Origin of the sequence: Blautia caccae (assembly GCF_040095955.1) — a bacterium.
GTDB classification, from domain to species: domain Bacteria; phylum Bacillota; class Clostridia; order Lachnospirales; family Lachnospiraceae; genus Blautia; species Blautia celeris.
Genome location: NZ_JBBMFP010000008.1, coordinates 130,168 through 150,035, shown reverse-complemented (window position 1 = coordinate 150,035; position 19,868 = coordinate 130,168). Strand labels below are relative to the sequence as shown.

21 protein-coding genes and 1 tRNA gene are annotated in these 19,868 nt (G+C 48.4%); 6 read left to right on the top strand and 16 right to left on the bottom strand.

All coding sequences use genetic code 11. From position 1 onward, the window contains the following. Positions 1 to 65 precede the first annotated feature (65 nt). The 7 genes from WMO65_RS10825 to WMO65_RS10795 form a co-directional block, all read right to left on the bottom strand. Positions 66 to 1,727, bottom strand: a complete 1,662-nt coding sequence (locus WMO65_RS10825) for a sensor histidine kinase (RefSeq protein ID WP_033142679.1) — start codon at positions 1,725 to 1,727, stop codon at positions 66 to 68. Next, positions 1,724 to 2,401: a response regulator transcription factor gene (locus WMO65_RS10820; RefSeq protein WP_033142724.1), complete on the bottom strand. Its 678-nt coding sequence runs from the start codon at positions 2,399 to 2,401 to the stop codon at positions 1,724 to 1,726. Before WMO65_RS10820 ends, WMO65_RS10825 begins: the two co-directional genes overlap by 4 nt. A 10-nt stretch (positions 2,402 to 2,411) precedes the next feature. Beyond that, on the bottom strand, positions 2,412 to 3,083 hold the full coding sequence (gene phoU, locus WMO65_RS10815) for a phosphate signaling complex protein PhoU (RefSeq protein ID WP_033142680.1): 672 nt from the start codon (positions 3,081 to 3,083) through the stop codon (positions 2,412 to 2,414). Position 3,084: 1 nt separating this feature from the next. After that, positions 3,085 to 3,843, bottom strand: coding sequence for a phosphate ABC transporter ATP-binding protein PstB (pstB, locus tag WMO65_RS10810; protein ID WP_033142681.1), 759 nt, complete (start codon positions 3,841 to 3,843; stop codon positions 3,085 to 3,087). A gap of 1 nt (position 3,844) precedes the next feature. Then, positions 3,845 to 4,708, bottom strand: coding sequence for a phosphate ABC transporter permease PstA (gene pstA, locus WMO65_RS10805; protein ID WP_033142682.1), 864 nt, complete (start codon positions 4,706 to 4,708; stop codon positions 3,845 to 3,847). Next, a complete protein-coding gene (gene pstC / locus WMO65_RS10800) occupies positions 4,701 to 5,534 on the bottom strand; it encodes a phosphate ABC transporter permease subunit PstC (RefSeq protein WP_033142683.1) in 834 nt (277 codons plus the stop codon). Before pstC ends, pstA begins: the two co-directional genes overlap by 8 nt. An 80-nt stretch (positions 5,535 to 5,614) precedes the next feature. Beyond that, complete coding sequence (locus tag WMO65_RS10795; protein ID WP_148391916.1) at positions 5,615 to 6,559, bottom strand: substrate-binding domain-containing protein; 945 nt, start codon at positions 6,557 to 6,559, stop codon at positions 5,615 to 5,617. A 237-nt stretch (positions 6,560 to 6,796) separates the two neighbouring features. On the opposite strand from WMO65_RS10795, the gene WMO65_RS10790 reads away from it, so the two are divergent. After that, positions 6,797 to 8,494, top strand: a complete 1,698-nt coding sequence (locus WMO65_RS10790; protein WP_349064130.1) for an AAA family ATPase — start codon at positions 6,797 to 6,799, stop codon at positions 8,492 to 8,494. Between the two features lie 65 nt (positions 8,495 to 8,559). On the opposite strand, the gene WMO65_RS10785 is transcribed toward WMO65_RS10790, so the two are convergent. From WMO65_RS10785 to WMO65_RS10745, 9 genes are all read right to left on the bottom strand, one after another. Beyond that, positions 8,560 to 9,180 (bottom strand): V-type ATP synthase subunit D, encoded by a 621-nt coding sequence (locus tag WMO65_RS10785; protein ID WP_033142686.1) that lies wholly within the window; start codon positions 9,178 to 9,180, stop codon positions 8,560 to 8,562. Between the two features lie 67 nt (positions 9,181 to 9,247). Then, on the bottom strand, positions 9,248 to 10,636 hold the full coding sequence (locus WMO65_RS10780; RefSeq protein WP_103731600.1) for a V-type ATP synthase subunit B: 1,389 nt from the start codon (positions 10,634 to 10,636) through the stop codon (positions 9,248 to 9,250). Positions 10,637 to 10,648: 12 nt separating this feature from the next. Next, entirely contained in the window at positions 10,649 to 12,415 is a 1,767-nt protein-coding gene (locus tag WMO65_RS10775; protein ID WP_033142688.1) for a V-type ATP synthase subunit A, read from the bottom strand. Next, positions 12,408 to 12,995: a V-type ATP synthase subunit E gene (locus WMO65_RS10770; RefSeq protein WP_103731599.1), complete on the bottom strand. Its 588-nt coding sequence runs from the start codon at positions 12,993 to 12,995 to the stop codon at positions 12,408 to 12,410. Before WMO65_RS10770 ends, WMO65_RS10775 begins: the two co-directional genes overlap by 8 nt. Before the next feature lie 18 nt (positions 12,996 to 13,013). Further along, positions 13,014 to 13,322: a V-type ATP synthase subunit F gene (locus WMO65_RS10765; RefSeq protein WP_033142690.1), complete on the bottom strand. Its 309-nt coding sequence runs from the start codon at positions 13,320 to 13,322 to the stop codon at positions 13,014 to 13,016. Between the two features lie 42 nt (positions 13,323 to 13,364). Continuing rightward, positions 13,365 to 13,802: an ATP synthase subunit C gene (locus WMO65_RS10760; RefSeq protein ID WP_033142691.1), complete on the bottom strand. Its 438-nt coding sequence runs from the start codon at positions 13,800 to 13,802 to the stop codon at positions 13,365 to 13,367. 22 nt (positions 13,803 to 13,824) lie between these two features. Beyond that, positions 13,825 to 15,774, bottom strand: a complete 1,950-nt coding sequence (locus tag WMO65_RS10755; RefSeq protein ID WP_103731598.1) for a V-type ATP synthase subunit I — start codon at positions 15,772 to 15,774, stop codon at positions 13,825 to 13,827. Positions 15,775 to 15,791: 17 nt separating this feature from the next. Beyond that, a complete protein-coding gene (locus tag WMO65_RS10750; RefSeq protein WP_033142693.1) occupies positions 15,792 to 16,832 on the bottom strand; it encodes a V0D/AC39 family V-type ATPase subunit in 1,041 nt (346 codons plus the stop codon). Positions 16,833 to 16,836: 4 nt separating this feature from the next. Next, the gene (locus WMO65_RS10745) at positions 16,837 to 17,148 is read right to left on the bottom strand and encodes a hypothetical protein (protein WP_033142694.1); all 312 of its coding nucleotides are present in this window, start codon (positions 17,146 to 17,148) and stop codon (positions 16,837 to 16,839) included. A 258-nt stretch (positions 17,149 to 17,406) separates the two neighbouring features. Between WMO65_RS10745 and trmB the strand changes: the two genes are divergently transcribed. The 5 genes from trmB to WMO65_RS10720 all read left to right on the top strand — a co-directional run bounded on the left by trmB (position 17,407) and on the right by WMO65_RS10720 (position 19,864). Continuing rightward, the gene (gene trmB / locus WMO65_RS10740; RefSeq protein WP_054350432.1) at positions 17,407 to 18,060 is read left to right on the top strand and encodes a tRNA (guanosine(46)-N7)-methyltransferase TrmB; all 654 of its coding nucleotides are present in this window, start codon (positions 17,407 to 17,409) and stop codon (positions 18,058 to 18,060) included. 79 nt (positions 18,061 to 18,139) lie between these two features. Continuing rightward, a complete protein-coding gene (locus WMO65_RS10735; RefSeq protein WP_156120879.1) occupies positions 18,140 to 18,283 on the top strand; it encodes a hypothetical protein in 144 nt (47 codons plus the stop codon). Between the two features lie 70 nt (positions 18,284 to 18,353). Further along, on the top strand, positions 18,354 to 18,671 hold the full coding sequence (gene trxA / locus WMO65_RS10730) for a thioredoxin (protein ID WP_018595538.1): 318 nt from the start codon (positions 18,354 to 18,356) through the stop codon (positions 18,669 to 18,671). Between the two features lie 166 nt (positions 18,672 to 18,837). Beyond that, positions 18,838 to 18,910, top strand: a tRNA-Lys gene (locus tag WMO65_RS10725). 159 nt (positions 18,911 to 19,069) lie between these two features. Beyond that, a complete protein-coding gene (locus tag WMO65_RS10720; RefSeq protein ID WP_054350433.1) occupies positions 19,070 to 19,864 on the top strand; it encodes a SagB/ThcOx family dehydrogenase in 795 nt (264 codons plus the stop codon). The last annotated feature ends 4 nt before the right edge of the window (positions 19,865 to 19,868 follow it).

Genomic DNA, 19,868 nt, shown 5'->3' with positions numbered 1-19,868 from the left:
CGCATAAGCCAAAGCAGATCCCGCAAGTCAGTATCCCCCGCTTAAGCAATAATACAGCAAAAAAGTCAACACTCCTTCCCCCACACCAGCCGAAACAAACTCCCTTCCCCCACACAACTCTCCAATTCCACCTGCGCCCCCAAATAAGCCGCGCCATGCTTCACAATCGACAACCCAAGCCCAGTGCCCCCAATCTCTTTGGAATGGCTCTTATCCACCCTATAAAACCGTTCAAACACCCTGGCCTGGTCCGTGGAAGGGATTCCGATGCCCGTGTCCGCAACAGATACGCTGATTGTATTCTTCCCATTCAGGACAGTGACAGTCACCTTCCCGTCCGGATGATTATATTTAATGGCATTATCGCACAGATTATAGAGAACTTCCTCCAAAATCGGCCTGGTAGTATTGAATACAGCATGTTCCCCCTCTAAGAAGAGCGAAACCTGTTTGCGTTTTGCAGGCTCCCGCAGCCGTTCCAATGTCTCTTTTGCCAGAGTATACAGATCTGTTTCCTCCTTTTGATAAGGAAGACACCCCTCATCGAGCTGTGATATCTTGATCACATCCCCGACTAAGGCAATCAGCCTCTGTGCCTCATCGAAAATCTTTCCGGCGAATTTATTGATGTCCTCCGGTTTCACAAACCCATCCTGTATGATTTCTGCAAATCCTGATATAGAAGTAAGCGGTGTCTTCAACTCATGTGACACATTGGCAGTGAATTCCCTCCGCAGATTTTCCCGCTGAATTTTTTCAGTTATGTCAACCAATAAAAGCACTGCGCCGGTCACTTCTTTATCTCGGAGCACAGGGTTGGCAATGACCTGGCAGAAGTTCTCACCAATCTGCAGATCGGAGGTGGTGTGTTTTCCGGATAGGACTGCATCCACGGTCTGCTGGAAGGATTCACTTCTGTTGAGAGAGAGAACGCTGGCATGTGCCTGTGCCTCTGTGGCATCCAGCAGATGCAGGGCGCTGGAGTTGTAGGAGAGAAGGTCAGTCTGGGCGTCAATGACTAAAAGCCCCTCACTCATATTTTCCGTGATGATGGAAAACTCCTGCTGCTGTCTTCTGGCATCTGAGAGCTGCCTGCGGATAGTGCGCTGTTGTTTGTTGATCTTTGTGAGCAGTGGTGATATCTCGTCGTAGGCCTCTGTGCGCTCCGGCTGATCCAGGTCCAGGCTGTTGATAGGTGAGACAATTTTCTTGGAAATGCGCGCAGCAAAAAGGGCGGAGAGCACTACCATCATGAGCAGCACATACAGCATGGGCTGTACCAGCTCTCCAATCAGGGCAGCTACAGTGTACTGGGTGCTGGATACACGGAGAATCTGGCCGTTTGAGAGCTGCTTGGCATAGTAAATTGTTTTTTCCGAAAGCGTATCGGACTGGCGTGTAGCCTTTCCGACACCCTTTAGTTTTGCTGCGATCACTTCCTGGCGGTTGGAATGGTTCTCCATTTTAGAGGCGTCAGCCTTGTTATCAAAGAGAACACTGCCATCCTCGGCGATGAGAGTGATTCTGGCGGATTCCGCAGGAAGATCATCTAAGGCGGTAATGCCCATGTTTTCCACAGAGATTGCCAGATAAGCAGTTTCAGATTTCAGTTCCTTTTCAATCTGGCTGCCGAAATAGTGATACAGAATGCCCATAATGAAGCCCAGTCCGATGACTAGCACAAGAGCAGATACAAGCATTATGGAGCGGAAGATTCGTTTTGTCATGCGGTTTTTCCTCCAATTTTATAACCCACTCCCCTTACGGTTTTGATACAGTCACCGGCGCTTCCCAGCTTTTGGCGCAGGGTGCGGACGTGGACATCAATGGTTCGGCTCTCCCCGTCAAATTCATATCCCCAGATGCGGTCCAGAAGCTGGGCTCTGGTAAATACGGTCTCCTGTTCCGACAGAAGGAGGCAGAGCAGTTCAAATTCTTTCAGGGTCAGGATGATCTCTGTGCCGTCCACCCGCACGATATGGCGCGAGGGGCAGACGTAGAGGGAGCCGAGGCGGTATTCCGGAATCTTTTCCTGTTCCTGGCTGCGGCGCAGCAGGGCACGGATGCGGGAAATCAGTTCCATCATCCGGAAAGGTTTCGGAATATAGTCGTCGGCTCCGTTGTCGAGTCCCAGTACCGTGTCATATTCACTTCCCTTTGCGGTCAGCATGATAACGGGAAGCTTTTTCGTGTCTCTGGATGTGCGGAGCTTTTTTAATATGCTCAGCCCGTCCTCCTCCGGAAGCATGATATCCAGGAGCACCAGGGAGGGGACAGCCACGGACATGGCATCCCAGAAGTCAGAGGGCCGTGCAAAGCCTTCCGCTTCCAGGCCCTGGCTGTTCAGGGTGTAAGTGACCAGTTCCCGGATATTTTCATCGTCCTCTACAAGATAAATCAATTTATTCACCTCATTCTTTTTCCGTATCCAGATGATGTTCATCGCTTTTATGGATACCTGTTATGGAATATTGTACCCATTCTGCCACATTTACGGCATGATCGCCAATCCGTTCAAAATACTTGGCGGCCATGAGAATATCCAGGGCGGCCCTTGGGTCCACGTTATTTTTCCGAATCAGATCCAGCAGCTCGCCTTTTACCTTGTTGAAGAGGTCATCCACTATATCATCGGAGATGACCACAGATTCCGCCAGCTCCAGATCATTTTTAACAAATGCATCTACGCTTAAGGTTACCATGCGGATGGTAGCTGCCGCCATGTCATGAATCTGTACTTTACTGCTGATGCTGCTGCTGACAATATATGGAGCCAGGTCTGCAATATCTGCTGCCTGGTCACCGATGCGCTCCAGGTCGGAGATCATTTTAAGGGCAGCAGATATGATTCTCAGATCGCGTGCTACGGGCTGCTGCTGTAAAAGAAGGCGCATACAGATATTTTCAATCTCCCGCTCTTTCTCATCAATTTCACCCTCCATGGCAGCTACCTTTTTCACAACATCCCGCTCCGGCTGATCCAGTGCCTGGGCGGCCAGAGTGATGGCCTGTTCACACAGGCTTCCCATTTTGATCAGTTCTACATGAAGCTGTTCTAATTGTTTGTCAAATCTTGTGCGCATATCAACCAAACCTCCCTGTAATATAGTCCTCTGTGCGTTTATCCTTTGGCATTGAGAATATTTGTTCTGTTTCACCGTACTCCACAATCTCGCCCAGCAGGAAAAAGGCAGTTTTATCGGAAATACGGGCTGCCTGCTGCATATTGTGGGTAACCATGACAATGGTGTAATCCTTTTTCAGTTCCACTGCCAGGTCTTCAATCTTGGATGTGGATATAGGGTCAAGGGCGGATGTGGGTTCATCCATAAGGAGGACTTCCGGCTGGACAGCCAGCGCTCTTGCGATGCAGAGCCTCTGCTGCTGGCCACCGGACATGCCCAGAGCGTTCTGCTTCAGGCGGTCTTTTGTCTCATCCCAGATGGCAGCATCCCGCAGGGATCTCTCCACAATGTCATCCAGCTTTGCCTTGGAATGGATACCGTGGGTGCGGGGGCCGAATGCAATGTTATCGTAAATACTCATGGGGAAGGGATTGGGCTTCTGGAACACCATGCCTACCCTTTTCCGCAGCAGGTTTACATCCATTCTGCCGTAAATATCCTCGCCATCCAGTAAAATACTGCCCTCGATACGGCAGCCCTCAACCAGGTCATTCATGCGGTTCAGGGATTTTAAAAGTGTGGATTTACCGCAGCCGGAGGGGCCGATGAAGGCGGTGATCTTATTTTCCGGTATCTTTAAATTTATGTTCTTCAGCGCCTTAAAGTCTGTATAATACAAATCCAGGCTGCTGATGGATATCTTTTCCGTATTGTTCATATTACATTCCTTTCGCCAGTTTTTTTGCCAGAGTGCCGGAGATCCAGTTGATGACCAGCACCAGCAGAAGCAGTACAACAGAGACAGCGTAGGCCTGGTCCATATACAGACCCTCTCTGGAGAGATTGTACATATGGACAGCCAGTGTGGAGCCTGAGGACATTACGCTTGATGGTACCTCAGCCACAGCTCCCGCGGTATAGATCAGAGCGGCTGTCTCGCCTACGATCCTGCCCACAGACAGGATAACACCGGCCAGTATGCCGGGAACGGCGCTGGGCAGTACGATGCGGAAGACGGTGCGCAGTTTTCCGGCGCCCAGGCCAAAGCTTCCCTCACGGAAGGAGTCCGGAACGGATTTTAGGGCCTCCTCTGTGGTCCGCATTATGAGGGGAAGGATCATGATAGACAGTGTCAGGGCACCGGCCAGCAGAGAATATCCCCATTTTAGTGTGGTCACAAAGAAGAGGGCGCCAAACAGTCCGTATACGATAGAAGGAATACCGGACAGGGTCTCTGTGGTAAGGCGGATGATCTCCACGAATTTGTTCCCGCGTTTGGCGTATTCCACCAGATAGATGGCAGAGAAGATACCAAGGGGGACAGCGATCAGCAGAGATAAAAAGGTGATGACCAAGGTATTGATAATGGAGGGCATCATGGACGCGTTCTCCGACGTATATGTCCAGGCAAAGAGTTCCGGTTTCAGATTGGGAACCCCGTTTATTAAAATATAGGCAATTAAGAAAAACAGGACGGCAAAGGTAACGGCAGCGCAGAGCATCACCAGCAGCATAAGGATAAATGAGCCGGGGGTGCGCTTGTACTCTCTCAGTTTCTGCCGCAGGTTATGATCATTATGCATGGCGGTTCCTCCGATTGAGCAGGGCTACACAGAAGTTGATCAGCAGAATGAAGACAAACAGGACCACACCTGTGGCGATCAGCGCTTCCCTGTGCAGGTCTGCTGCATAGCCCATTTCCAGTACAATATTGGCGGTCATGGTGCGGACACCCCTGAGGATACCCCTGGGCATTCTGGGCTGATTGCCGGCGATCATGACAACCGCCATGGTCTCACCGATGGCACGGCCAATCCCCAATACCACGCCGGCAATGACACCGGATTTGGCAGCAGGGAGCACAATGGCAAAAATACTCCTCTCATGTGTGGCACCAAGGGCCAGCGCCCCTTCGTAGTAGGTGCGCGGAACAGAGCGCAGTGCGGATTCACTGACACCTATGATAGTGGGCAGTATCATGATTCCCAGTAAAATAGAGGCGGTCAGCATACTGCTTCCGTTTCCTTCCCGGAACATGCCGCGGATCAGAGGGACAAGCACCACAAGACCGAAGAAGCCATACACGACAGATGGGATTCCGGCCAGCAGTTCTGTAGCTGATTTTAAAAACGGGTATATTTTTTTCGGGCAGTATTCAGCCATGAAGATGGAGGTCAGGATGCCTATGGGCACGCCAATGACAATAGCTCCGGCTGTCACATAGATACTTCCCATGATCATAGGGAAGATACCGAATATGTTGTTGCCCGGTTTCCAGCGCTCTCCTAATAGGAAACTGAAAAAGCCGATTTCCTTCATGGCAGGTATGCCGTTTACAAAAAGGAAGAGACAGATTAAGGCAACTGCGAATATGGATGCGCAGGCAGCTATAAAAAAGACTGCCTGCATTACTTGTTCCTTACGCTTATTTTGTTTGCAAAACGGGTTGTGTTTTTTCATACTTTCTAACCTCGGATAGGAGTGTGGGATCAAAGGGCTTCATCCCAGGCCAGAGCATCTCCGGTGAAGATGGATTTTACCTGGTCAGAGGTCATTTCATCGGTGGGGTTGCTATTGTTCACAATAACAGCAATACCGTCCAGGGCAATGACTGTAGGGGTCAGGCCAGCGTCCAGTTCAGAATCTTTCAGTTCTCTGGAAGCCATTCCGATATCACACACACCATCAATGGCATTCTGCATGCCGGTGGTGGAATCACTTGTCTGAATCTCAATCTCCACATTGCTGTTCATCTCCGCGTAAGCTTCTTTCAGCTTCTCCATGACGGGAGATACAGAGGAAGAGCCTGCAATGACAACCTTGCCGGATGCGCCGTTTGATGCGTAGGCTTCTGCGCTGTCCAGGGGGATGTAGTTGTTGTCAGCCACTACAGCCTGGCCTTCTTTACTCAGAATGAAGTTGATGAAGTCCTGTCCGGCTTCACTGAGACCTTCTTTTGTCGCAATATTGAAAGGTCTGGAAATTTTGTAGGTGCCTGCTTTAATGTTTTCCGCTGTGGCTTCTGTACCGTCAATTTTTAAAGCTTTCACTGTATTATTTAAAGAGCCGAGGGAAATGTAGCCGATGCTGTACTCATCCTGTGCTACACTGGACATCATGACAGAGGTGCTGTTTGTGATGTTTGCCTCCTCAGTTGTCATATCCATCTTTTCACCGTTTACTTCCTCTTCAATGCCGAACAGTTCAACAAAAGCACCACGTGTACCGGAACCGTCTTCCCTGGATACCACTGTGATGTCATTGGTGCTGTCCCAGTCACCTGATGTATCTTTTGAGCCGCTGTCGGCAGTTCCTTTATCAGATTCTGTACCGGATGCGGCCTCTGTGCTGTTTCCTGCATCTTCATTTCCGCCGCATGCTGCAAGTCCGAATACCATTACACCGGCGAGTATAACTGCTGCTAATCTTTTCATAGTTTTGATCTCCTTTTTCCTCGAATTGTCTAATGATTTGTCCTTGTTACGAATTTCAGTATATAGGGGGAAAGTAAAATACAAAATCTTGATTTTGTTAAATGTAAGTAAAGTTAAATAAGAAATATTTTGAAATGTAAAATGTTAAATGAAGCATAAATGCTATAATTACAGAAAATATGTGCTATAATCTTTTTATGGAGCTGCAAATTATAAAGACTGCTGCAGGAGGTCTATATGGATAAAAGCAGGAAGATTCTCCCGGTGGGAATCAGTGATTTCAGGAAAATTATAGAAGAACAGTATTATTTTGTAGATAAGTCACTGCTCATAAAAGAGATCATAAATTCAGGAGCAGAAGTAACGCTTTTGACAAGACCGAGACGATTCGGAAAAACCCTGAATATGAATATGATAAAATTATTTTTTGAAAAATCTGAGGAAGAGACGGCAAGTCTGTTCCAGGGACTTAAAATATGGCATTGTGAGGATACGGAAAACTACAGGTGTGAGCAGGGAAAATATCCGGTAGTATTTTTAACGCTAAAGGATATAAAATGTGACAGTTGGGGTGAAACTTACGAAAAATTGAAGAATATGATCCAGTTGGAGTATAATCGCCATGCATATTTGCTGCAGAGTGAATGTCTGACGAAGTTTGACCGGCAGTATCTGGGACGTATACTGAATATGGATGCTTCAGATGCCGACTGGCAGGATTCCTTAAATCGACTGACCGGATATTTAAAAGCTCATTATAAAACACCGGCAATTCTTCTTATTGATGAATATGATGTCCCTATACAGCAGGGGCATATGCTGGATTATTACGATAAAGTTATAAATTTTATGAGAAATTGGCTTTCAGGAGGCCTTAAAGATAATCAAAACCTAAAATTCGCTGTGTTAACAGGGATTCTTCATATTGCACAGGAGAGTATTTTCAGTGGTCTGAATAACCTGGATGTGTATACCGTACTGGATAAGACTTACAGGGAATATTTTGGTTTTACACAGGAAGAAGTGGATGAGATTGCTGCGTATTACGACTGCAAAGAGAAAAGCGGGGAGTTACGAACATGGTATAATGGCTATAATTTTGGCGGAATAGATATCTATAACCCATGGTCGGTGGTAAAATATATCCGTGCCGGAAATAAACCGGCGCCTTACTGGCTGTCCACAAGCAGTAATGATTTTGTGCACAGGATCATTGAAAGAAGTTCTCCTGAGACCGAAGATGCCTTAAAAAAGGTTATGGATGGCGGATACCTCATGACTTCACTTAACACACAGGTAGTATATCCGACAGTTTATGATAATCCGGATAATATCTTCAGTTTTCTGGTCATGACAGGATATTTGAAAGTCAATGCATTGGAGGAATTGGAATATGGTGAGGATTATGTTTTGTGTATTCCAAATGAGGAAATAGCTTGTGTTTATAAAGAGGAGATACTGTCAGTATTCGATGTGCAGAATGAGGGGATAATACGATACTCTGCCCAACTGCGGAGAGCACTGTTTACAGGGGACTTGGGACAGCTCGACGAACTGCTCCATAAGATAATAAAATGTTCAGTCAGCTTTTATGACATACATGAAAGCTTTTACCATGGATGGATGCTGGCCCTGACAAGTATGTTTTATGATACTCATTATGTGCGTTCCAACAGGGAATCTGGAAAAGGTCGGTACGATATTATGATGGAACCTAAAAGTGCTCGTTTTCCGGGGATTATCCTGGAATTTAAGGTATTGACTGAGAACAGGGCAAAAGAGGTGGAAGAAAAGCTGCATCAGTTAGCAGAGAGTGCCCTTCAGCAGATAAATGAATGTGATTATGAAGCAGAGTTAAGAGACAGAGATTGCAGGAGCATTATAAAATATGGTATTGGATTTTATAAAAAGGAGTTTTCAATCGTAAAAGGATGATTTCTATATGATTAAAATAGGGGCGGCCGGCGTGCATTTTCCGCACTTCCGGCCGCTTTTCTTATTTACCCTTTCTGCTGCATCCTCTTGATCACCTTCAGCCGGGTAAATTCTTCTCTCTCTTTTTCCTCCAATGCATTGGAAATAGATTTTGTCAGATCCTCAAATTTGGGGATTGTGATATTTTTCAGCGCGTTGGCGCGCTTCTGTGTTTTCTTAATATTGATAGCCAGCCTGTAGGCGGAATTTTCCACCATGGACAGGCGGATGGTGAGCTGCTTTACCTTCTCAAAGGCCGCTTTCGCTTCATCCAGGGAGGCTTTAGTGCCGTAGTAGGCATATGTGGGCGCCCCCGAGGCCGGATCAGACTGTACCAGGGGGATTTCTGTTCCCATGACACTTCTGGTCTTGATGCGGATGGAATCCTCCACAGGCACGGTGCGGGATATCTCCTGCACATTACTGATGCCGATTTCCATGTTGGCCTTCTGGAGTGCTGCATAGGCGGTGCGGAAGGTGATATCAATCTGGTCCTGGATATCCTTGGCCTGGTCGATCAAATCCATCAGCTCACGGATGAGAATATTCCTCTTCTTGTCCATCAGGTCAAAGCCCTGCCTGGACAGCGCCAGGGAATTCTTGGCTAATATGAGATTACCTTTGGTTGGAAAGGTATTTGGATCCATAACATCACCCTTTCTATGTTTTCAATCCATGTTCGGTCGATGATCTTGTTTTTGGTGATTTCCTTGTTTATGATTCCTCTTCCGAAGGATGATAATACTGATCCAGAATCTTGGTGTCGATACGGTCCAGTTCGTCTCTCGGAATCATGCCCAGCAGTTTCCAGCCCAGGTCAAGGGTTTCCTCAATGCTGCGGTTCTCATCCGGTCTTTGGCCTACAAAATTGTGTTCAAAGGCATCACCGAATTTCAGGTATTTCTTATCCAGAGGTGAAAGCTCATCCTCACCGATAACAGAAGCCAGCGCCCTTGCGTCTCCCACCTTGGCATAGCAGGAGAAGAGCTGATTGGCGACGTCCTGATGGTCGCCTCTTGTGTAGCCTTCACCGATACCGTCCTTCATAAGCCTTGACAGGGAGGGCAGTACATTGATAGGCGGATAGATGGCCTGTCCGTGGAGCTGCCGCTCAAGAACGATCTGTCCTTCTGTGATGTAGCCGGTAAGGTCAGGAATGGGGTGTGTGATATCATCATTGGGCATGGTCAGGATCGGTATCTGTGTAACAGAGCCGGTTCCGCCTCTTACAATGCCGGCGCGTTCATACAGGGTTGCCAGCTCACTGTACAGGTATCCGGGATAACCCTTTCTGGAAGGAATCTCGCCTTTTGAGGAAGAAACTTCACGCATGGCCTCCGCAAAGGAGGTGATATCTGTCAGGATAACAAGAATGTGCATTCCTTTTTCAAATGCCAGATACTCCGCAGCGGTCAGTGCCACTTTCGGGGTGATCAGTCGTTCCACAACCGGATCATTTGCCAGGTTCAGGTACATGACCACATGGTCTGCAACACCGCTCTCCTCAAAGGTGCGGCGGAAAAATTCAGCAACGTCGTATTTGACACCCATAGCGGCAAATACAATGGCGAATTTTTCATTGCTGTCCCCGCCAAGGGAAGCCTGCTGTACGATCTGAGCTGCAAGCTGGTCGTGAGGAAGGCCGTTTCCTGAGAAAATAGGAAGCTTCTGTCCTCTGATCAGGGTGGTCAGGCCGTCAATGGCCGAGATACCGGTCTGGATATAGTTACGGGGATATTCCCTGGTTACCGGGTTCAGGGGAAGTCCGTTGATGTTGGTGCGGACTTCCGGCATAACAGGACCCAGGCCGTCAATGGGTTTTCCGATGCCGTTGAAGGTTCTTCCCAGGATATCAGCGGAGAGCTCCACCTCCATGGGATGGCCTGTGAGTTTTGTGTGGGTGTTCAGAAGGGACATGTTTTCCGTGCCCTCGAACACCTGGATCACTGCTTTGTCTTCATATATTTCTACAATTCGGCCCAGCTTTTTGGAACCGTCGTCCACCTTGAACTCCACAATTTCATCAAAGGAGGCATCGCGTACGCCTTCCAATACAACCAGAGGTCCATTGATTTCGCTCAAGCCGAGATATTCTATTGCCATAATCGTTCCTCCTTATGCATTCTTTTCCATGACGGTATTGTAGAAGTCGTCAACAGCCTTCATGTAATCGTCAATAAGTTCCAGCTTGTCATTGGGAACATCATATTTGATGGATATGATCTTCTCAAATATATTCTCCCTGCGGAGCACGGACATGGGCATACCCATGGCGATCAGGCTTCGGCAGCGTTTGTATAGGTACAGGATGACTTCCATCATCTTAAACTGCTTATCCAGGGACACGCAGGTGTCGTCAGGATGGAAGGCGTTCTGCTGCAGGAAGCCCAGACGGATGACTCTGGCAATCTCCAGCGTCAGCTTCTGGTCATCCGGGAGCACATCGCTTCCGATCAGCTTTACGATCTCCATCAGGCTGCTCTCCTGGTTCAGGATAGCCATCATGCGGTTTCTGTCATCCACGAATTTGGGTGATACATTCTCACTGTACCAGTGGGACAGATCCCCCAGATACTCGCTGTAGCTGGTGAGCCAGTGGATAGCAGGGAAATGTCTGGCATAGGCCAGGGATTTATCAAGACCCCAGAAACAGCGCACGAAACGTTTGGTGTTCTGGGTGACAGGCTCGGAGAAGTCACCGCCCTGGGGTGATACGGCTCCGATAATGGATACGGAACCCTCCGTGCCGTTTAAGTTCTGCATCATGCCTGCCCTCTCGTAGAATGCGGAGAGGCGGGAGGCCAGATAAGCGGGGAAACCTTCCTCGGCGGGCATTTCCTCCAGACGGCCTGACAGCTCACGAAGGGCTTCAGCCCACCTTGAAGTGGAGTCTGCCATGATCGCCACATCATATCCCATATCCCTGTAGTATTCCGCCAGGGATATGCCTGTGTAGATGGAAGCCTCACGGGCTGCCACGGGCATGTTGGAGGTGTTGGCGATCAGCGTGGTACGTGCCATGAGGGCATTGCCGGTCTTGGGGTCATGGAGCTTTGAGAAGTCTTCCAGAACCTGGGTCATTTCGTTGCCGCGCTCGCCGCAGCCGATGTAGACAATGATGTCCGCATCTGACCACTTGGCGATCTGGTGCTGTGTCATGGTCTTTCCTGTTCCGAAACCTCCGGGAACGGCTGCTGTGCCGCCTTTTGCAATGGGAAACAGGGTATCCAGGATACGCTGTCCTGTCACAAGAGGTATCGTAGCCGGGTAACGCTTGTTTGTGGGGCGCGGAATACGAATCGGCCATTTCTGCGCCAGTTTGAGGGGATACTCACTGCCGTCGGCGAGCTGGACCACTGCCAGCACGTCGGTTACGGTGTAAGCGCCGTCTTTTACCACCTTGGACACTATGCCTTCCACCTGAGGCGGAACCATGGATTTATGCACAATGGACGGGGTTTCCTGCAGCTCCGCGATGATGGTGCCGCCGTGGACTTCCATACCGTCCTTGATAGTCATGTGTACGTCCCATTTTTTTTCTGTGTCCAGGGAATCTACCTGCATACCGCGGGAGATATATTTACCGGACTGTTTGGCAATCACGGAGAGTGGACGCTGGATACCGTCGAAAATATTGTCCAGGATTCCGGGGCCGAGCATAACGGAAATAGCGTCACCTGTGGCTGTTACCGTTTCCCCCGGCTTTAAACCGCTGGTTTCCTCGTAAACCTGAACAGTAGTGGTATCCTTTTTCAGAGAAATAACCTCGCCGACCAGGTGTTCCTTTCCCACGTATACCATTTCCGACATCTTGAATCCTGTATTACCTTTCAGATAAATGACGGGACCGTTGATGCCATAGATAATTCCTGTTCTATTCATGTAGCAGTCCTCCGTCAAAATTAAATTCTTCTTTTTCGCTTTCGTATAAGGTTTTAAATGTGTGGTCGATCAAAATATTCTTAGCCGGAATCACAGCGCGGACACCTCCCATGAAGGGAGTCTCCGAGATGTGAAGGGAAGTCCCGCATCTGGCCGCCAGTGTTTCCAGCAGGGAAGAATCCGCAGGGGTCAGATAGATCTGTACCTCATCCTCACCGGCAATGGTAAGGGCCTCCCGGATCTTTTCTTCCAGCCAGACCAGGTATTCGGGGCTGCTCATGAAAGTCTCCAGTTTATTTCTGACCTCCACAAACAGTACCTCACGCAGTTCCTGCTGTTTTTTTGACAGACGTCTTTTGATGTGAAGCTGCTCCGCAGACAATGCCTTGTTGATCTCGCGTTTTGCGTTCTCTGTCTCCAGCTTTAACTGGTTGCCGGCATTTTTCTGTTTATCTTCTTTATGTTCAGCGAGCATCTGGGAGAGGGCAGCGCGGTATTCTTCCAGAGCCTTTTCAGACTCATCCCGTGCGCTTTCCATGGATACTTCGTAGAAATGCTGCAGTTTTTCTTCGGTTGTCATGTCATTCACCTTCTTTATCTATAATTTCAAACCGATCGCCTCATTGACATAAGAGAGAATAAAATCTGGTGCACGGCCGGTACCATGTCGGTCGGGGATTTCTATAATGAGCGGCAGACGATGGTTCAGCCGCATGTCGTCAATGATATCGGGAAACTCTCTGCCGAACTTTTCCGTCAGCAGGATGATGCCGTTTTCCTTGTTGGCAATGGCGTCCTCCAGAGCTCTCCTGAGCTCCTCGCGTTCATGCACCACAACACCCTCCACGCCTGCAAGCCGCATGCCTGTATAGGTGTCAATATTATCGCTGATCAAAAACATTTTCATAATGCATCAGTCTCTTTTCTTTATCAAAATATAAGGCAGCCCTTATCCCAGTTTACCTAAGATCATGAAGGAGATGATCAGTCCGTACAGAGCAATACCTTCTGCCATAGCTACGAAGATCATGGATTTACCGAACAGGGAGCCATCCTCGCTGATAGCACCTAAAGCAGCGCTTGCGGAGGAGGCAACAGCGATACCGGAACCGATGCCGGAAAGTCCTGTAACCAGTGCGGCGCCGATGTAGCCAAGGCCCGTTGCGAGGCCTGCGGATGCTGTGTCAGTGGCAGCGCTTACGGAAGCGGTTCCGCCGATCATGACGATGGAAGCCACTAAAAGGGTTCCGAAGAAGAAGAAGCAGTTGACTCCCAGTGATTTTTTGTAGCGTTTTTTATTTTTCTCTCCCAGGAAAAAGTATCCGAAGGGAACAATGATGCTTAAGATCAGTGCGGCTGCTATAGTAAATTGAATTAATGTTGTCATAATAATGAATCCTCCTTAGGTTTTATGCATTTTTGTTTTCTCTTTTTACGCGCTTTAAGAATGGGTGGAATTCCCTGCCGCTGCCTTTGTAGAAGCGGCTGAACATCTCATAATATTCCAGACGGAGTACCTGGATACCTACGATCAGGCCCTCCATTGCGCATACGAAAGCATTGCCCAGCACGATGACCAGCCAGTTGATGCTGCCCCCGCTCTCAGCGCCCGCCAGCATGAGCACAACGCCCATCATGGCTGCATGGCTGACAGCAAATGCGCCGATACGGACGAAGGAAAGGGTGTTGGAGAGATAACTCAGCATGACCTCGAACAGTTCAAAGAAGCTCTGAACAAAGAACATGACCTTTCCGCCCTCCACAACGGGCTGTTTTTTCTTGATGATTCGCGTCAGCGGCTCTTTCAGCATGATCAGTATAAGCGGCACGCCGAACATAATGACCAGGATCGCGGTTGCCGGAAGGGAATGACCCGTCAGGTACAGCAGGATCATAACGGTCAGTGCCCCGTAGAATACAAGGCCGCAGACGGCATTCTGGTCAAACAGGATATTTTCCGTATCATGGCACCTCACCGCGTTGATGATGTGGAAGATCATGGTCAGCAGTATGAGGAACATACCAAAGACGATCGCCACGATGAACACGGTGTTCATGTTGCCAAGGCCCGGTACATTGGTCATGGCATCCACAGGCCGCAGCCATATGGGTGACAGCACATCCTCAAATCCGAAGATGCTGCCGAACATGAAGCCAAAGAAAGTGGAGAAGATACCGGCTGTGCCGATGATGGCAGCCAGATCCATTTTCTTAAATTTGTACAGCAGAAAACCGCCGATTGCCAGCAGAAGCCCCTGTCCCACATCACCGAACATGGCGCCGAAGATGAAGGAATATGTGATGGCCACAAACATGGTGGGGTCCATCTCATTGTAGGCGGGAAGGCCGTACATTTTAACATACATCTCAAAGGGTTTGAACACCTTGGGATTTTTCAGTTTGGTAGGCGGCTGTGTGCGAATATTGTTCTGGTCATCCTCGATGATGCAGAACAGCCTGGCATCGTCCTCAATGTCTTTTTGGAAAGCCAGGGCATCCTTCTCAGTCATCCATCCGCAGAGAATGTAGAAGGTCTCCTGATGCTCCTTGACGCAGGCAGCAACCTTTCTCACGTCAAAGTTGGTGGAGAGGGCACTTAAAGCCTCTTTTGCGGAGAGTATGGCAGATGCGTCGTCGCGGAGCATCAGCCGTATCTCTTCCTGGCAGGAAGCCATGTGTTTGTCCAGGGTCTCCAGCTTCATTTTCAGCTCCCTGTGTATGGCCTGAGGCGTGCCGTGGTAGTAATCCTTTTTCAGATAGATTCTTTCAAAATGCATGGAAGAGAAAATCGCGTCCACTTCCTCCATCTTGGTCCAGGGCACGAAATAGACGCCCCATACATATTCATCCTCATGGCATGGATAAAACCAGGTATCCATACCATCATAGACATACTCTTTGAACTTGTTGTAATATTCCTTCGCGATCCGGCCGAATCGGACCTGGACAAAACGGTAGTGCACCAGTTTATCCACATCTTCCGGCAGGTTCAGGAAGGGGGTGATTCGGTTTAAGTCTTCCACAACTGCCGTCCGCTGTGCCTTCAGGTCATCGCATTCTGCATTGATGTCTGAGAGCTTCTGGCTGAGGGAGTCAATAAGACCGGTGGCTTCATCCAGGGAAATATCCCTGACAGGCACATCCTCTGTGTTCTGCAGCAGCCCTGCAAACTCTGTGGCCTTGTTCAGAAGCTCCTTATAGGGGTTGATCTGAATATAGGGGGACAGGTGCTGCACCTGCGTCAGCTGTGCCATGGCATTTTCCAGATGGATTTCATACTTAGCCAGGTATTCGTTGACAACTCTGTCAATGTCAGACTTCGGACCGGTAATGCTCAAGAATTTCATTTTCTCAATCATGTCAATTACCTCCGAGGTTAGTTTTTGTGAATATAATCCAGCGTCTCAGCCGGGGACAGTCCGTAGCGGATACACTCTATGGCAGTGGTGAGCCGGTCTACTTCGTGTTCCTTGTGATAAAAATAGGAATAGATCATAATAACTGAGTGCGGATATTTTCTTGCTTCTGATTCCAGGATGTTCCTGAGATTCAGAGTGTAGTATTCTTCCAGGTTCTCCGGCGCAAGTTCCGGATAACGTTTTTTATAAGCAGTAGTATCCAGCACGCGGCGGAATTCTTCATTGTCCGCTGCCTCAACCAGTGCGGTGATCTCTTTGTGGGAGAGCTTATAGTGCACAGGTATGAGCAGTGCGTAGATATCAGCCGGGGCCATATGGTAATACCTGCGGGAACGATAGATCCACTGCAGGTTGAGCATATCGAATTTATTGCCGTAGGCTTTGATGATCTCTTGCAGATCTCTTTTTTTGAACAGCTTATCTTTCACTGACCAGATATTTGCAAAGTAATACTGGTCCAGCGCCATGCCGTAATCAAAAAGGAGCGGTGTATATTCTTCCCCGATTTTTGACAGAGGAGAGTAATATTCCGTACCTTTCAAACTGTTTACAAATTCTTCAATTGTATTTGCTTGGGTAAGCTTTTCCAAATCCAGTTTGGAATGCCGGTCAAAGAAATCTTTGAACAGCGACAGATCCAGCCCTTCCCGGGTCTTGTCAAACACCCTTCTGAGGCATTCCTTCATAACGGCGATCTCGTACCGCTTAAAGTACAGAGCCATAAAGGTGCGCTGGGAGGGATTGGCGAATTTGTAAATCTTAGCAAAGTTCTGATGGATCGTGTGGGTAAGCAGCTTTTCGATGTCACCCCTGTGGAGGGAGTTTTCATCCAGGTCAGTCCACAGTTCTTTGAATCCGGGCTGCTTTTTTAAGTAGGCAACCACCTGGGGAACAGATTCCAACTGAGAAATTTCCTGATACTGCTTTTCCGTCATGAGCTTGCTCTGCATGGCACGGATCTTGGTTGAAAGACCGCTGTAAGATAACAGGGTTCCCATAACATCACATCCTTAATATTTTGTCATACAGTTTCTGAGCCATCTCTTCGTGATGCGCTTCATAATACTTTTCCATTTTATGCAGGATTTCATCCGTCTCCGCCTTCTGGTTTTCCAGTTCTTTCTCCATGCTGACCTCCAGGTTCCTGCGGATGGACTCCAGTTCTTTGGCAGTCTGCCGGTCTACTTCCTCGTCAAAGGCTTTGATCTGGGCATCATTTTCTTCGGAAAGCCTTTTTTTCTGGACGGCAACGTCCTCCATGATCCGGGAAGCTGCGGCTTCTATTTCTGCCAGTTTGCTGATAACATCTTCCATAGATTTTCCTCCTTGTGTCTTCTTTATATCATACACCTTTTTCAGAAAAAATCCATAGAAATCTTCATAATTTTTAAGCTAATTTATACAAAAGATATAATTATTATGGTGGTTTTTCTCGTGTTTTTTGGCGAATTTTGCGGTAATCTTTGACAAAACAAAAAGTTTTCAGTTATACTGAAGGAAGGCGGAAAAAGCCGGCTCTGGGGCCGGCGTGCTTCGTCTGCAAGAAAGACAAGGAGAAAGGCTGGATATAAAATGCGTTTGAGAAACATACCCGGGGCAAAGGATGCCATTGCCGAGAGCGCTTATGTGATACAGAATCCTCAGGAAAATGCAGGAAAGTGGCATGAGATATTTCAAAACGGAAATCCTGTCCATATAGAGGTCGGCATGGGAAAAGGCCGTTTTATCATGGATATGGCGGCGAAAAATCCACACATTAATTATGTAGGGATTGAAATGTACGACAGCGTTCTTCTGCGGGCGCTCCAGAAAATGGAGGAGCGGGAAACAGAGGCAGAGGCGCTGAAAAATCTGTTTTTCATGAGAATGGATGCCAGGGAGCTGCCGCTTGTATTTAATCGGGGAGAAGTGGACAGAATATATTTAAACTTTTCCGATCCGTGGCCCAAGGAGCGCCACGCAAAGAGAAGGCTCACTTCAAGGCAGTTTCTGGAGCGCTATGATGCTGTTTTGGCAGAGGGCGGCACAGTGGAGTTCAAGACAGACAACAGAGACCTCTTTGATTTCTCTGTGGAGGAGGTAAAGGAAGCCGGCTGGAAACTATTGGCCTGCACCTATGACCTGCATCACGATGAGGAACTGAGCCGGGGAAATGTCATGACTGAGTACGAGGAGAAATTTTCCTCTATGGGGAATCCCATACACAAGCTGGTCACAGCCAGATAGGGATGCAGAAGCCGGGTTTCGGTCCGGGATTTTCGTCATATGATATAGAGAAGCAGTTTTACCTGAAAGGAAGTATCCTATGGCGAAGAAGAAAAACATGCAGAACTCCCTCTTTGAATGGGCATATACAAACAGGAAAGCGGGCAGCAAAACTGCTGATATTTTAAAATCAGTCGGAGAAGTGGAGAAGCTTTTAAGTTCAGCTGGAAAGAAGAAAAAGTGATCTAATGGGGAAAAACAGTAAAAACTACTATAAGAAAGCGTAAGAGCGCTTAACCGGAAAGGAGAAAATCATGGTTGAAGTGATTACGGAACAGAATTTTGACAAGGTTGTGATGGGGGCGGATCTTCCTGTACTGGTGGATTTTTATGCAACCTGGTGCGGCCCGTGCAAACAGATGGCACCTGTGATCGAGGAGCTGTCAGAGGATCTGGAGGGCAAAGCCCTCTTCGGCAAGGTCAATGTGGATGAAAATATCAATCTCGCGCAGAGATATAAAATCATGCAGGTCCCGACCTTTCTGTTCGTCAAGGACGGTAAGGTGATGAGCCGGGAGACCGGTGGAATCAGCAAGGAAGAACTGGCAGAGGAACTTGGGGTGTGGCTGTAAAGCCGCCCCCGGCCTGCGGCCGGCAGTCGAAAAAAGGCAGAAAATGCGTTAACGAACTGCAGTGTTACATGTATATGATAAAAAACATAAAAAAATGTAAAAAAGATACTTGCATTTTTCCAGTATATCGCTTATAATATGTCTTGCGTTACAAAATAAAGCGTATGCGCCTTTAGCTCAGTTGGTAGAGCAGTAGACTCTTAATCTATTTGTCCAGGGTTCGAGTCCCTGAAGGCGCACTAAAAAGCACTGTTTTTGCAGAGTTGGAGCTGCGGGGACGGTGCTTTTCTTTTCGTGTTCTGCCCAGCGCTGCGTAGAGTCCGGGTTTGGAAACGGATTGTGCAGATGCAGGATCTTTGTTATAATATAGAGCAAAAAGGACTGGGAGGATGATGGGTATGAAGGATGAGACAAAATATAAGATCATGCAGAACCGGGAACTGCTGAAAGCCTACAATGTTTCCGATGTCAATGCTGAGGCCACAGACCAGGAACAGAAGCTTGCGGCAGCGCCTTATGTGAAGGATAAAAGGGGCGGAGAGACCATAACTCTCACAACGGATTTTGACGGCATTGCAGGCAGTATGGACCTGTACGGGCTTCTTAAGAACAGGGTGAGCCGGAGAAAATACAGCAGTGAGGCGCTCACGTTAAGAGAACTGTCTTTTCTTTTATGGGCAACCCAGGGGATCCGGAAAGTGGTGGGGAAGAATAACTTTGCCACATTCCGTAATGTTCCGTCAGCCGGTTCCCGCCATGCCTTTGAGACCTACCTGTTTGTCAGTCATGTGGACGGGCTTGACAAGGGGATTTACCATTATCTTCCCATGGAACATGCGCTGGAAGTGTGGGATGGGAGGCAGGATTTTGAGGAAGAACTGACCCATGCGCTCTGCGGGCAGCGATTTGCGGCGTCTGCGCCTGTGACTTTTGTATGGAGCGCGGTTCCATACCGGATGGAGTGGCGGTATGGGCTGAAGGCTCATAAGTATATCCTTCTGGACGCAGGGCATGTGTGTGAGAATCTGTACCTGGCATGTGAGGCTGTCGGCTGCGGAACCTGTGCTATCGGCGCCTATGACCAGGATGCCCTTGACGAGCTTCTGGGCTTTGCCCCGGGGCCCTCCGCGGAGACTGATTATGAATGTGCCGTGTATGCGGCAGGTGTGGGTAAGGCTGTGACGGAGGAGTAGGCAA

Excerpts from the sequence above, each read along its gene's own strand:
- pstA (WP_033142682.1), bottom strand. The coding sequence starts at position 4,708 with ATGCATAATGATCATAACCTGCGGCAGAAACTGAGAGAGTACAAGCGC.
- WMO65_RS10720 (WP_054350433.1), top strand. The coding sequence starts at position 19,070 with ATGAAGGATGAGACAAAATATAAGATCATGCAGAACCGGGAACTGCTG.
- trxA (WP_018595538.1), top strand. The coding sequence starts at position 18,354 with ATGGTTGAAGTGATTACGGAACAGAATTTTGACAAGGTTGTGATGGGG.
- phoU (WP_033142680.1), bottom strand. The coding sequence starts at position 3,083 with ATGCGCACAAGATTTGACAAACAATTAGAACAGCTTCATGTAGAACTG.
- WMO65_RS10795 (WP_148391916.1), bottom strand. The coding sequence starts at position 6,559 with ATGAAAAGATTAGCAGCAGTTATACTCGCCGGTGTAATGGTATTCGGA.
- WMO65_RS10790 (WP_349064130.1), top strand. The coding sequence starts at position 6,797 with ATGGATAAAAGCAGGAAGATTCTCCCGGTGGGAATCAGTGATTTCAGG.
- WMO65_RS10755 (WP_103731598.1), bottom strand. The coding sequence starts at position 15,774 with ATGATTGAGAAAATGAAATTCTTGAGCATTACCGGTCCGAAGTCTGAC.
- WMO65_RS10760 (WP_033142691.1), bottom strand. The coding sequence starts at position 13,802 with ATGACAACATTAATTCAATTTACTATAGCAGCCGCACTGATCTTAAGC.
- WMO65_RS10735 (WP_156120879.1), top strand. The coding sequence starts at position 18,140 with ATGGCGAAGAAGAAAAACATGCAGAACTCCCTCTTTGAATGGGCATAT.
- WMO65_RS10770 (WP_103731599.1), bottom strand. The coding sequence starts at position 12,995 with ATGACAACCGAAGAAAAACTGCAGCATTTCTACGAAGTATCCATGGAA.
- trmB (WP_054350432.1), top strand. The coding sequence starts at position 17,407 with ATGCGTTTGAGAAACATACCCGGGGCAAAGGATGCCATTGCCGAGAGC.
- WMO65_RS10780 (WP_103731600.1), bottom strand. The coding sequence starts at position 10,636 with ATGGCAATAGAATATCTCGGCTTGAGCGAAATCAATGGACCTCTGGTT.
- WMO65_RS10750 (WP_033142693.1), bottom strand. The coding sequence starts at position 16,832 with ATGGGAACCCTGTTATCTTACAGCGGTCTTTCAACCAAGATCCGTGCC.
- WMO65_RS10765 (WP_033142690.1), bottom strand. The coding sequence starts at position 13,322 with ATGAAAATGTTTTTGATCAGCGATAATATTGACACCTATACAGGCATG.
- WMO65_RS10745 (WP_033142694.1), bottom strand. The coding sequence starts at position 17,148 with ATGGAAGATGTTATCAGCAAACTGGCAGAAATAGAAGCCGCAGCTTCC.
- pstC (WP_033142683.1), bottom strand. The coding sequence starts at position 5,534 with ATGCAGGCAGTCTTTTTTATAGCTGCCTGCGCATCCATATTCGCAGTT.
- pstB (WP_033142681.1), bottom strand. The coding sequence starts at position 3,843 with ATGAACAATACGGAAAAGATATCCATCAGCAGCCTGGATTTGTATTAT.
- WMO65_RS10785 (WP_033142686.1), bottom strand. The coding sequence starts at position 9,180 with ATGGATCCAAATACCTTTCCAACCAAAGGTAATCTCATATTAGCCAAG.
- WMO65_RS10825 (WP_033142679.1), bottom strand. The coding sequence starts at position 1,727 with ATGACAAAACGAATCTTCCGCTCCATAATGCTTGTATCTGCTCTTGTG.
- WMO65_RS10775 (WP_033142688.1), bottom strand. The coding sequence starts at position 12,415 with ATGAATAGAACAGGAATTATCTATGGCATCAACGGTCCCGTCATTTAT.